Annotated in this window: 9 protein-coding genes; all 9 read left to right on the top strand. The window is 43.5% G+C overall.

What is annotated here, in order from left to right:
* Nucleotides 1–163: 163 nt before the first annotated feature.
* The 9 genes from Q1W14_RS01360 to glmM all read left to right on the top strand — a co-directional run bounded on the left by Q1W14_RS01360 (nucleotide 164) and on the right by glmM (nucleotide 13,411).
* Nucleotides 164–4,495, top strand: coding sequence for a CusA/CzcA family heavy metal efflux RND transporter (locus Q1W14_RS01360; RefSeq protein WP_300698512.1), 4,332 nt, complete (start codon nucleotides 164–166; stop codon nucleotides 4,493–4,495).
* Between the two features lie 15 nt (nucleotides 4,496–4,510).
* Entirely contained in the window at nucleotides 4,511–5,410 is a 900-nt protein-coding gene (locus Q1W14_RS01355; RefSeq protein ID WP_300698510.1) for an efflux RND transporter periplasmic adaptor subunit, read from the top strand.
* Between the two features lie 26 nt (nucleotides 5,411–5,436).
* A complete protein-coding gene (locus Q1W14_RS01350) occupies nucleotides 5,437–6,510 on the top strand; it encodes a histidine kinase (RefSeq protein ID WP_300698508.1) in 1,074 nt (357 codons plus the stop codon).
* A 16-nt stretch (nucleotides 6,511–6,526) separates the two neighbouring features.
* On the top strand, nucleotides 6,527–7,291 hold the full coding sequence (locus tag Q1W14_RS01345) for a LytTR family DNA-binding domain-containing protein (protein ID WP_300698506.1): 765 nt from the start codon (nucleotides 6,527–6,529) through the stop codon (nucleotides 7,289–7,291).
* 80 nt (nucleotides 7,292–7,371) lie between these two features.
* On the top strand, nucleotides 7,372–8,022 hold the full coding sequence (gene rpe, locus Q1W14_RS01340; protein WP_300698504.1) for a ribulose-phosphate 3-epimerase: 651 nt from the start codon (nucleotides 7,372–7,374) through the stop codon (nucleotides 8,020–8,022).
* A gap of 9 nt (nucleotides 8,023–8,031) precedes the next feature.
* Nucleotides 8,032–10,119 carry a ComEC/Rec2 family competence protein gene (locus Q1W14_RS01335; RefSeq protein ID WP_300698502.1) on the top strand — a complete coding sequence of 696 codons (2,088 nt, stop codon included), beginning with the start codon at nucleotides 8,032–8,034 and terminating at the stop codon, nucleotides 10,117–10,119.
* A gap of 98 nt (nucleotides 10,120–10,217) precedes the next feature.
* Nucleotides 10,218–11,255 carry a DHH family phosphoesterase gene (locus Q1W14_RS01330; protein WP_300698500.1) on the top strand — a complete coding sequence of 346 codons (1,038 nt, stop codon included), beginning with the start codon at nucleotides 10,218–10,220 and terminating at the stop codon, nucleotides 11,253–11,255.
* 103 nt (nucleotides 11,256–11,358) lie between these two features.
* Nucleotides 11,359–11,979, top strand: a complete 621-nt coding sequence (locus Q1W14_RS01325; protein WP_300698497.1) for a DUF4827 domain-containing protein — start codon at nucleotides 11,359–11,361, stop codon at nucleotides 11,977–11,979.
* A gap of 43 nt (nucleotides 11,980–12,022) precedes the next feature.
* Nucleotides 12,023–13,411, top strand: coding sequence for a phosphoglucosamine mutase (gene glmM, locus Q1W14_RS01320; RefSeq protein WP_300698495.1), 1,389 nt, complete (start codon nucleotides 12,023–12,025; stop codon nucleotides 13,409–13,411).
* Nucleotides 13,412–13,488: the final 77 nt, after the last annotated feature.

The following is a 13,488-nucleotide window of genomic DNA, read 5'->3' as shown; positions in this document are numbered from 1 at the left end:
TTATTAATAATCTTTTCTGTTCCTGCAAATTAGTAGGGCGTATCATTCAACCCTCCCTCCGGTCAATTCAACCCCCAATACTTCCGCTTCACATTTTCCTGTCGGCAGCCAATCTGCTTGATCCGTATCTTTGCAAACACATCAATAACATAAACCGAACAACATGTTTAATGCAATTGTACGATTTTCTATTCGAAAGAAGCTGTTTGTCGGACTGACGACACTCTTTCTGCTTCTCGGAGGCATCTATGCGATGGTAACGCTTCCCATCGACGCCGTGCCCGACATTACCAATAATCAGGTACAGATTGTTACTGTATCGCCTACCCTGGCTCCCCAGGAAGTGGAACAACTTATCACTTTCCCCATCGAGATTGCCATGAGCAACATCATGAACGTAGAAGAAATACGTTCCGTGAGCCGCTTCGGCCTTTCGCTGGTGACCGTTGTGTTCAAAGAGAGTGTGCCCACTTTGCAAGCGCGGCAACTTATTAATGAACAGATACAAACCGTGGCAGGTGAGATTCCGCCCGAGCTGGGTATACCACAGTTGATGCCCGTTACTACCGGTCTCGGCGAGATATACCAGTACACCCTCAACGTGGCTCCGGGCTACGAAGACAAGTACGACGCTATGGAGTTGCGCACCATCCAGGACTGGATTGTGAAGCGCCAACTCTCCGGCATTCCCGGCATTGTAGAGATCAATAGCTTCGGCGGCAACTTGAAACAATACGAAGTTGCCGTAGACCCCGATGCTCTTTATTCGCTTAATATCACCATTGGCGAAGTCTTCGAAGCTCTTAGCCGCAACAACCAGAATACCGGTGGCAGTTATATAGAAAAGGTGAATCGTGCCTACTATATCCGTTCCGAAGGTATGATAGCCGAGATGGAAGACATTGACCGCATTGTGGTTACCAACCGCAATGGCATCCCTATTCACATCAGCGACGTGGCTACCGTACGCTTCGGTAGTGCCAAACGTTTCGGTGCAATGACTATCGACGGCAAAGGTGAGTGCGTAGGCGGCATCGCCATGATGCTGAAAGGTGCCAATGCCAATGTGGTTACTACAGAATTGGAGAAGCGGGTAGAGAAGGTGCAGAAGATGTTGCCCGAAGGCATCAGCATTGAGCCTTACCTCAATCGCTCGGAGTTGGTGAAGCGAAATATATCGACGGTGGTGTATAACCTGATAGAGGGTGCCATCATTGTTTTTCTGGTACTTATCATCTTCCTGGGCAATTTTAGAGCCGGATTGATTGTAGCTTCCGTTATTCCCCTGGCCATGCTTTTTGCCTTTATCATGATGCGACTGTTTGGTGTATCAGCCAATTTAATGAGTCTCGGTGCTATCGACTTCGGTATTGTGGTGGACGGCTCTATTGTGGTACTCGAAGGGGTACTGGCACATATATATAGTAAGAAGTTCCGTGGTCGTACGCTCTCGCCCGAAGAAATGAATGCCGAAGTGGAACGTGGTGCTGCCGGTGTGGTACGTTCGGCTACGTTTGCCGTACTTATCATCCTTATCGTATTCTTCCCCATACTTACACTGACAGGTATTGAAGGCAAGTACTTCACTCCGATGGCGAAGACGCTGGTATTCTGTATCATCGGAGCGCTGCTACTATCACTTACGTACGTGCCCATGATGGCTTCTCTATTCCTGAAACGTGAGATTAAAGATAAGAAAGTATTTGCCGACCACTTCTTCGAGAAGCTGAATCGGGTTTATCAAGCTGCGCTTCATTGGTGTATGCGCCATGTACGCATGGCTGTATCAGCTTCCTTCCTGGCATTGATAGCCAGTCTCTTTCTTTTCACCAAACTTGGTGCGGAGTTTATTCCTACTTTGGACGAAGGAGACTTTGCCATGCAGATGACCCTGCCTGCCGGTAGTTCGCTAACCGAGAGCATAGAAGTGTCCAAACTCGCTCAGAAGACACTAAAAGATAAGTTCCCCGAAATCCGCCATGTCGTTGCTAAGATTGGTACGGCCGAAGTACCTACCGACCCGATGGCAGTAGAAGATGCCGACGTAATGATAGTGATGAAACCTTTTAAAGAATGGACTAGCGCCAAGAGCCGTGCCGAAATGGTGGAGAAGATGAAGGCTGCTCTTGAACCGCTTGAAGACCGTGCCGAATTTAATTTCTCTCAGCCCATTCAGCTTCGCTTCAATGAGTTGATGACCGGTGCTAAAGCTGATATTGCCATCAAACTATACGGTGAAGACATGGCCGAACTCTATGCAAAAGCCAAAGAGTGTGCCACCTATATAGAGAAAATCCCCGGTGCCTCCGACGTTATTGTGGAACAAGCGATGGGGTTACCCCAGTTGGTTGTGAAGTACGACCGTGCCAAGATTGCACGCTACGGTATTAATATCGAAGAACTGAATACCATTGTCCGCACGGCATACGCCGGTGAGGCTGCGGGAGTAATCTTTGAAAATGAACGTCGCTTCGATCTGGTACTTCGCTTGGATTATGACAAAGTGAAGGACTTGAACCTCGACAAACTCTTTGTCCGCACTACCGACGGCATACAAATACCTGTGAGTGAGGTAGCCACCATTGACCTAAACAGTGGTCCTTTGCAGATAAACCGTGATGCTACGAAACGCCGTATCGTAATTGGTGTGAATGTACGTGACGCCGATATTCAGCAGGTAGTAACCAATATTCAACAAACATTGGAGAAGAATATCAAGCTGCAACCCGGTTATTACTTTACATACGGCGGGCAGTTTGAAAATCTTCAGAATGCCATAGATACACTGCTGATAGTGATTCCGGTGGCATTGTCACTCATTCTGTTACTACTGTTCTTTGCCTTCAAATCGGTAACCTATACGCTAGTGGTGTTCAGTACGGTGCCGCTATCTCTTATCGGTGGTATTTTGGCTTTGTGGCTGCGTGGACTCCCATTCAGTATTTCGGCAGGTGTAGGATTTATTGCCTTGTTTGGTGTAGCGGTGCTTAATGGTATCTTGATGATTAACCACTTTAATGAAGTGCGTAAGAGTACCCGCCACCGGATGTGTACCTCGCGTATCATTCGTGAGAGTTGCCCGCATTTGCTTCGTCCGGTGTTTCTCACGGGATTGGTTGCTTCGCTTGGTTTCGTACCGATGGCAATTGCCACTTCGGCAGGAGCAGAGGTACAACGCCCGTTGGCGACGGTGGTTATCGGTGGTTTGATAGTTTCTACTATACTGACGCTTTTGATTATCCCGGTATTCTATCATATTGTAAACTCAGTAGTTATGTTACGTCATAGTAAATTAAAGAAGTTATTCGGCTTTGGGGTGGTCACATTGGCATTGATGTGTGTACCTCTACATGCCGATGCACAAGAACCCCCGCGGACCATCAGCCTGGAGCAGGCTATCGAGATGGCGGTACAAAACAATCCTCGCTTGAAGATAGCCACCACAGATATTAAACGTGTTCGTGCTGCCCGTGGCGAAGTAGTAGAGCTGGGTGCTACCGAATTCTCCTATTCATGGGGACAACTGAATGGTACAGAACGCAACGACAAAGAGTCAGCCGTTACTCAACCTATCGGCTCATTACTGGCCCCTTTTTACAAGAATGTACTTGTCAACAAGCAGATTGCTATCGGCACCTACTACCGTGAAATGGTAGAAAAGGAAGTGAAAGCTGAAGTGAAACGTGCTTGGGCATATTATCTGTATGCCTGGAACCTTCGTGATATGTACAAAGAACAAAGCAGTCTGGCCGACCGTATGCAAAAGGCGGGAGAATTGCGTTACCAGCAAGGCGAAATCACCTTATTGGAGAAAAGTATGATTTCTACCATTGCTTCTGATATGCGTAACAAACTGTTTCAGGCAGAAGAAGAGTTGAAGCTCTCTGCCTCGCGATTGCAGTGGATTTGCTATACTGATGAACCTGTTGTGCCTGATGAGACTGCTATTCGGCTTTATCCGGTCAGTATAGAAACGTTCCCCTTGTCTGCTGCTCATCTCAACTATTTCCAAAGCCAGGTCAGTGAAAAGCAGGCTATGCTGAATATCGAACGTAGCCGCTTCTTTCCGGAACTATCTTTCGGATACGTCCGTCAGAATATTCTTCCGGAGAAAGGGTTGAACTCATGGATGGTAGGAGTCTCTTTTCCCGTATGGTTTGTGCCGCAACGCAGCAAAATACGCCAGGCAAAGTTTGAATGTAGCATGGCGCAAACGCAAGCCGATGCCAATGTGCGTGAACTTAATAATAAGGTGACGGAGCTTCGTGGCAACATCCGTCGTTATGGAGAGAGCATTCGCTACTATACCACTACTGCCTTGGCAGAAGCCGATCATCTGATAAAGGCTGCCGACTTGCAGTTCCGCGAAAGTGAAACGGATATAACGGAATATGTGCAAAGCATGAATGCCGCCCGCGAAATCAAGAAAGGATATATTGAAGCTGTTTATCAGTTTAATATAGCTGCTTTGGAATATGAATTATATCATCAATAAACACCTACAATAAATATGAAAAAGATAATTCTCCCTGTTGCTGTACTGCTATTTGCATCCTGCAACTCTTCTAATAAAGAAACAGAAACTACTGTATCGACCAGTTCTGCCGATTCTGTAGCTATTGTGGCTGATACTATGGATTCTACATACGTGGATGGTGTGACCTCGGCCACTGCCATAGCCAATCCTGCTTCGTTTAATGGAACGTTGGTTATTCCACCCAAGAACTTTGCTACCGTTACGCTCAGCATGGGTGGTATTGTGAAAGATCTTTCTCTTTTACCGGGTTCGTATGTAAGTAAAGGGGCTATAGTCGGTACTTTGGAGAATCCCGACTTCATCGATTTGCAACAATCCTATCTCGATAGCTATGCACAGTTGGAATATCTCGAAGCAGAGTATAAACGCCAGCAGAATCTCTCTCGTGAAGAAGCCGCTTCGCAAAAGAAGTTGCAACAGAGCAAAGCTGATTATTTATCCATGAAGAGCCGCTTGCAGGCATCGGCCGCCCAACTACGTTTATTGGGTGTTAATCCCGAAACATTGAATACCATCGGCATCCGCCCATACATAGAAGTGAAGTCACCTATTAATGGTTATATCAGCAATGTGCAAGCCAATTTAGGTAAGTATCTGAATGCCGGAGAACCTCTTTGTGATGTTATTGATAAAAGTCAGACAATGGTACGCCTTACAGCCTACGAGAAAGATTTGGTAGGAATGAAAGTCGGCAGTCGTGTGCAGTTCCGTGTCAATGGTTTGGGAAAGACTACTTTCCATGCTACACTGATTTCAATCGGTCAGCAAGTGGATGATACCAATCGTTCCATTGAATTATATGCAAAAGTATTGGATGCAAGTCCTGTATTCCGTCCCGGCATGTATGTATCTGCTCGAATGGAAAAGGAATAAATAAGAATCATTATCTTTGCGGAGGAATGAAATTGCAGATGATAATAACGAATAAGAAGTATATCCAATTGACGGTGCTTGTGTCACTGGTCGTTGGCTTCCTGATCCACTTCCCGGAGCTGGTATCATTGACAGATACGCTGGAGCAACAAGCCTTGTTCCCCGGCATGTCGTCGGCTGAAGTGTTTTTTGAGGTGGGATATACTTTTATTTCGCTTCTGGTTCTTTTCGCTGTAAACACCTTCTTGTTCCGGTTTAATAACCCGGCAGTGCGGATGTTATGGTGGAAAGTGCTGTTGTCGTTTGTATTGACTTGGATATTGAGCCGCTTCTTGGGAGAATTATTCGTTTATCTTCACCATAACTTCCGTATCCCAGCTATTGATGCTATGGTACACCACTATCTGCATCCGGTGCGCGACTTTATAATCAGTCTGATTGTAACCGGTACTTGCTACATCAGTTATCTGATACGCGAGCGGCAGGAGGTGTTGTTGCAGAATGGCAAACTCGTTACAGAAAATATTCAGAATCAGTATCAGGCCTTGAAGAATCAGTTGAATCCGCACATGCTGTTCAACTCGCTGAATACCCTTCAATCACTGGTGCGTGAAAGTCCGGAGAAGGCACAGAACTACATTCGTGAACTTTCGCGTGTACTGCGATATACGCTGCAAGAGAATGATACGCATACCGTTACACTGCGTGAAGAGATGAATTTTGTAGATGCATATATCTTCCTGATGAAGATGCGCTATGAAGACAATCTGCAATTCATCATAGAGGTAGATGCAACGCTGATGGATTACTCCCTGCCTCCGCTTTCTATCCAGACTTTGGTAGAGAACGCCATCAAGCATAATGAGATCAGCAACCGCCATCCGCTGACTATCGAAATACATACGGTCAACACCGCTAACGAAAAAGGAGCTGCCCTTTGCATCGACAATAACCTGCAACCACGTCGTAGTGCCTCTTCCGGTACCGGAATCGGACTGGCCAATCTCTCCAAACGTTATGAATTGCTGTTCGGTAAAGAAATTCAGATTACCGAGGCAAATGGGAAGTTCAGTGTTTGTATTCCACTCATGAAACTTTGAAATTGCAACCGTGCCTATGAAAGCTTTGATTATAGAAGACGAGAAAGCAGCTGTTCGTAACCTGACAGCTTTGCTGACCGATGTAGCTCCCGAGATGGAGGTAGTAGATATGTTGGACAGTGTGGCAGATACCATCGAATGGTTTGGTACACATCCCATGCCCGAGCTTATATTCATGGATATTCATTTGGCTGATGGTTCGGCATTCGAGATATTCGAGCATACGGACATCACTTGCCCTGTTATCTTTACAACTGCATACGATGAATATGCCTTGCGTGCATTCAAAGTCAACAGCATTGATTATCTGTTGAAGCCCATTGGAGAAGAAGATATGCGCATGGCACTTGCCAAGCTGAAGCATTTGCATGGCAAACGTTCCGACGAACCCGATTTCCAGCAAATGATACGTGCCTTGCAGCGCGAAGAAAGCTATAAGACCCATTTCCTAGTTCCTTCCAAAGGAGATAAACTATTGCCTCTGGCTGTAGAAGTGATTTCCTTCTTTTATATAGCCGAAGGAATTGTAAAGGCTGTCGCCAAAGATGGCAAAGAATATGTGCTTACCCAAACATTGGATGAACTGACGGAATGCCTCAATCCGAAGCGATTCTTCCGTGCCAACCGGCAATATCTCATATCCCGTGAGTCTGTGAAGGACATTGATCTTTGGTTTAATAATCGACTTGCCATCAATCTGCATGCCGCTATGCATGAGAAGATTGTGGTAAGCAAAGCCCGGGTAGGGGAGTTTAAAGAGTGGTTTGCCGGCGAACGTTAAGGTTACGAATATTAGGCTGAATGAAATCTTTTGTCTACATTTGTACGTTATAAACGTGTAACTTCAAGAATGTAAGCATTATGAAACCGATCATATCTCCTTCTATATTATCTGCCGATTTTGGCTATTTGGCTAGAGACATCGAAATGATTAACCAAAGTGAGGCTGAGTGGGTACATATTGACATCATGGACGGCGTGTTCGTTCCGAATATTTCTTTCGGATTTCCGGTACTTAAATATGTAGCAAAATTGTCTGAGAAACCTTTGGATGTGCACTTGATGATTGTACAGCCGGAGAAGTTTATCCCCGAAGTGAAAGCTTTGGGAGCACATATTATGAATGTGCATTACGAAGCTTGTCCGCATCTTCACCGGGTGATACAGCAAATACGTGAAGCGGGTATGCAACCGGCAGTAACTATTAATCCGGCAACTCCTGTAGCTATGCTGAGGGATATCATCAAAGACGTATATATGGTACTGGTGATGAGTGTAAACCCCGGCTTTGGCGGTCAGAAGTTTATAGAACATTCTACAGAGAAAGTACGTGAACTCAAAGAATTGATTAAAATCACCGGCTCGCAAGCTCTGATAGAAGTAGACGGAGGTGTGAATCTTGATACCGGTGCCCGACTGATAGAGGCAGGTGCTGATGCATTGGTGGCCGGTAATGCTATCTTTTCTGCTCCTGACCCTAAAGAAGCTATTCGTGCATTGAGAAATCTATAAATTATTGAGTTGATAATAGATGGCTTTCGGCGGCATCCATTCCTTCGACTTTTGGTGCCGTTGGTAGTTGGTATTTGGTGTGGGGATAAGTTTCCTCATACCTTTTCTTTATGGAGTTGTTCTATTGCATTCATTTTTCTGATTATTGTTTTTATTATTAGCAATCGTCATTTCTCACGTTGGCTGTATGGAGTGACAATTTCTCTTTTCCTTTTTGGTGTTGGCTTTCAATTGGTAAGTTGGCAGTTAGGACAGACTGAATATACATTTCCAAATAAAGAAGCTGTTTATAGAGTTCGCATTCAAGAAGAGCCGGAAATAAAAGAGCGAAGTATACAATGCCGTTCTATTTTGGTAGAAGAATACAGGCAAGACACAACACTATATAATTGTCAAGGTAACCTTTTTCTGCTTTATTTTCCAAAGGATTCATTAACTTCTTCTTTGAGGCGAGGGGATGAATTGCTAATTTCTACCCGTCTCTCTCCTCCGGTAAATAATGGTAATCCCGATGAATTTGACTATGCCCGTTTTCTGAAACGTAAGGGCATTGCAGGTACTGCGTATGTTGCAGAGGGACATTGGAAGTTGATAGGATATGATTCATCACGCACTTTCCGGCAGATGGCTTTGGATTATAGGGAAAAGATTGTTGCATGCTATCGTAGTTTGGGCTTTAGCAAAGATGAACTGGCAGTTCTTTCTGCATTGACGGTAGGGGATAAAGAAGAACTAAGTGATGATATTGTGGAAACGTATTCAGTAACCGGTGCCAGTCATGTACTAGCCCTTTCGGGTCTACATATCGGTTTTATCTATGCGTTACTTTATTTCTTCTTTAGCATTCTGTGGAAGCAATGTAGATACCTGAAACCTTTTTTACTTTTATGTATCCTCTTATTCTTATGGGGATTTGCTTTTCTCACAGGACTTTCTTCTTCTGTTGTGCGTTCAGTTATTATGTTCTCATTTTTGGCAGTTGCCTGCTTACAATCTGAGAAGCCATTAACATTGAACACATTGGCAGCTACTGCCTTTTTGATGTTATTGTATCATCCGCTTTGGCTTTTTGATATAGGCTTTCAGCTATCTTTCTCGGCGGTAGTTGCCATTGTTGTATGTCAACCTAAAATGTATGCTTTACGGAAGATTAAGAACCGCTTTTTGAGTTATGCTTGGGGACTTATTACGGTTTCAGTAGCAGCCCAACTGGGTACGGCTCCGTTAGTGATGCTCTATTTTTCCCGTTTTTCCACGCACTTCTTATTGACTAATCTTTGGGTTATTCCTATGGTATCGCTTATTTTATATTCGGCAGTTCTGCTTTTATTATTGATGCCATTTCCTTTTCTGCAACAGGCTTTTGCAGGAGCAGTAGAAGCGTTAGTCCGTATTCAGAATAATGTACTTCATTGGATAGAACAACTTCCATTTGCCTCGATCGATGGAATTTGGATGGATGTATGGGGAGTCGTGTTATTCTACTTGCTGATAGTGATGTTTTATCGTGTTTTTTTGCGATACACAGCACATAATGTTTATTGGGCTTTATGTGCACTACTGGCTCTGGTTTCTTATAATGCTATTTCCATCCAGCTTTCTGCTCCACAGAAAAGTTTGATGTTTTATAATGTTCGTGGATGTCCTGCTGTTCATTGTATGGCAAAAGGAAGCCACTCCTGGATGGTATACGCTGATAGTTTGCCGAATATCACCCGCATGCAGCATACACTTTCCTCTTATTGGAATCATTTGGGATTAGTTGAACCGCAAGCTGTTACAAAAGACTTTTCAGCGCCCGGTTTGTCTGTCAGGAATCAATTACTTAGTTATGCAGGGAAGCGTGTTTGCTTGTTGCATGATGCCCGGTGGAAGAATAAGGTTACCAATCATCCTATTCCAATAGATTATCTTTATATATCCAAAGGCTATGAAGGTAATATGAAGGAGTTATCTCTTTTGTTTTCTGTCAAGACTGTAGTGCTTGATTCTTCACTTTCAGCCTATAATAGAGAGAAAATAATCCATGAATGTATCAATTTAGGAGTCTCTTATTTTTCTCTTTCGGAAAAAGGTTCTGTCTGCATATTATTATAACTCGCAAACTTTTCGTACTTTTGTCCCTTCAATTTGTTAGGTGTATGGAGAGTAATTCCAATCGTCTAATCGTAAATTGTCAAATCGTAAATAAATATATGCTGACGAAAGTAATAGAGCAATCTAAAATAGACCACTTTGCAAAATGGTTTGAACGTGCAGAAAAAATAGTTATTGTATCTCATGTCGGTCCTGATGGTGATGCTATTGGTTCTTCTTTGGGACTGTGGCATTTTCTTAATTCTCAGGATAAGACGGTAAATGTAATTGTACCGAATGCTTTTCCTGATTTCCTGAAATGGATGCCGGGTAGTGAAGATATATTGTTGTATGATCATTATAAAGAGTTTGCCGATCAACTGATAGCGGAGGCAGATGTTATCTGTTGCCTTGATTTCAATGCTATCCATCGAATTGATGCAATGGGCGAAGCGGTGCTTGCTTCACCGGCAAGAAAGATCTTGATAGACCATCATTTGCATCCGGAAGATTTTTGCAAGATTATTATATCCCATCCTGAGATATCTTCGACTTCGGAACTTATATTCCGTTTGATTTGCCGCATGGGGTATTTCAGTGACATCTCTAAAGAAGGTGCCGAATGTATTTATACAGGTATGATGACCGATACTGGTGGCTTCACCTACAACTCTAATGGTCGTGAAATCTATTTCATTATTAGCGAACTGCTATCGAAAGGCATTGACAAGGATGAGATATACCGTAAGGTCTATAACACCTATTCAGAGAGTCGTCTGCGTCTGATGGGATATGTATTGACACAGATGAAAGTTTATCCTGATCATCATGCCGCTTTGATCTCTTTAACTAAGAACGAGCAGAGCAAGTTCGATTATGTCCGAGGTGATAGTGAAGGTTTTGTGAATATTCCTTTGAGCATTAAGAACGTGATTTTTACTTGTTTTCTGCGTGAAGATACGGAGAAACCAATGATAAAGATATCTTTACGTTCAGTAGGCACATTCCCTTGCAATAAACTGGCGGCAGAGTTCTTCAATGGTGGCGGACATCTGAATGCTTCGGGCGGAGAATTTTATGGAACGATGGAAGAGGCAAAAGCCGTTTTCGAACAAGCATTGGAGAAATTCAAGCCTGTGCTTAATGCCAAAGGATAAAAAAAGTTCGGCAGCAAAGGTTAAAAGATACGAACTTTCTATCTGCTGCTTTTTACTTTCAAGGAAATCAGATACTTTTGTACGAAATTACTAAATAACAGAAATGAAGAAACTTACTTTATTTTTATTGGTTTTATTTGCATTGGGCTTGGGTTTTCAGGCATGCGACAATACTAAGACCTATGCAGAGATGCTCGAAGAGGAAAAGGATGGCATAAAAGCTTTTATCAAGGATAGTAACATTGTGGTTATTTCTCAAAGTCAGTTTTATGCGCAAGACTCCACAACAGATGTTTCTAAGAACGAGTATGTACAGCTTGCAAGTGGCGTATACATGCAGATTGTAGATAAAGGATATAAGAATGACAAAGGTGAGTTGATTAATCCTAATGATACAGTGAAGTCTAATGATATAGTGCTGGTGCGTTTTTCGGAGTTTGACATCCTTCAAAAGAGGTTAAGTTTGTCAAACTTGAATGCTGCAGAAACAGTCGATGCGTTCCTTTATACCGTTACATCTTCTTCTATCGCCGGACTTTTCAAACAAGGTTATATGCTTTCGGTTTATGGCTCTCAGGTTCCTGCAGGTTGGCTGGTTCCATTGTCATACGTAGGAAACGGAGCACGCGTTAAGCTGATTGTTCCTTCTAAGATGGGACAGTCTACCGCTATGCAGCAGGTTTGGCCCTATTATTACTACATTCAGAAATATCAAATCTATTAAAATATAATAGATACATCTAACCAATAATTTAATTTATTAACCTATGACTCTAATCAAATCTATCTCTGGAATCCGTGGAACCATTGGTGGAGGTGCAGGCGAAGGATTGAATCCTCTCGACATTGTGAAATTTACCTCTGCATACGCTACATTGATTCGTAAAACGTGTACTGTAAAAAGTAACAAAATCGTTGTAGGCCGTGATGCTCGTATCTCTGGCGAAATGGTAAAGAATGTGGTAGTAGGTACCCTGATGGGTATGGGCTGGGATGTTATTGACATTGACTTGGCTTCTACACCGACTACCGAACTGGCTGTGACTATGGAAGGAGCAAGTGGTGGTATTATCTTGACTGCTTCTCACAACCCAAAGCAATGGAACGCTTTGAAACTTTTGAACGAAAAAGGTGAATTCCTTAATGCAGCTGAAGGACAAGAAGTGCTTCGTATTGCTGCTGCCGAAGAATTTGACTTTGCAGAAGTTGACCAACTGGGTTCTTACCGCAAGGACTTGACCTACAATCAAAAGCATATTGACAGTGTTTTGGCACTCGACCTGGTAGATGTGGAAGCTATCAAAAAAGCAAACTTCCATGTTGCTATTGACTGTGTAAACTCTGTAGGTGGTATCATCTTGCCGCAGTTGTTCGAGCAACTCGGTGTGAAGCATGTAGAGAAACTCTACTGCGAACCTACCGGTGACTTCCAGCATAACCCCGAACCTTTGGAAAAGAACTTGGGCGACATCATGAACTTGATGAAAGGTGGTAAAGCTGACGTTGCTTTTGTAGTAGACCCTGACGTAGACCGTTTGGCCATGATTTCAGAAGACGGAACAATGTACGGCGAAGAATATACGCTGGTAACTGTGGCCGATTATATATTGAAACATACTCCGGGCAATACCGTATCTAATTTGAGTTCAACCCGTGCATTGCGTGACGTTACTCGTAAGTACGGTAAAGAATATTATGCTTCTGCTGTAGGCGAAGTGAACGTGACTACCAAGATGAAAGAAGTAGGCGCCGTTATCGGTGGTGAAGGTAATGGTGGAGTAATCTATCCTGCCAGCCATTATGGTCGTGATGCATTGGTAGGCATCGCTTTGTTCCTGAGCCATCTGGCACACGAAGGCAAGAAAGTGAGTGAACTCCGTGCTTCTTATCCGGCATATTTCATGGCAAAGAACCGTGTGGACTTGACTCCTGAAACAGATGTAGACGCTATTCTTGCTAAAGTGAAAGAAATATTTAAGAATGAGGAAATCAATGACATTGATGGTGTAAAGATTGACTTCCCCGACAAATGGGTACACTTGCGTAAGAGCAATACCGAACCTATTATTCGTGTTTACAGCGAAGCCGGTACACCGGAAGCTGCTGAAGAAATCGGTCAGCAGATTATGAAGGTGATCGAAGATCTAGCAAAATAGACAAAGAGAAACTATTATGATATGTCCCACTTTCTTTTGAGAGAGAAGTGGGACATTTTTTTAACGACAATAACGAT

Origin of the sequence: Bacteroides sp. (assembly GCF_030151085.1) — a bacterium.
Taxonomy (GTDB): Bacteria; Bacteroidota; Bacteroidia; order Bacteroidales; family Bacteroidaceae; genus Bacteroides.
Note: the sequence above shows the minus strand (reverse complement) of the source record. Positions and strands in the feature narration are given on the sequence as shown.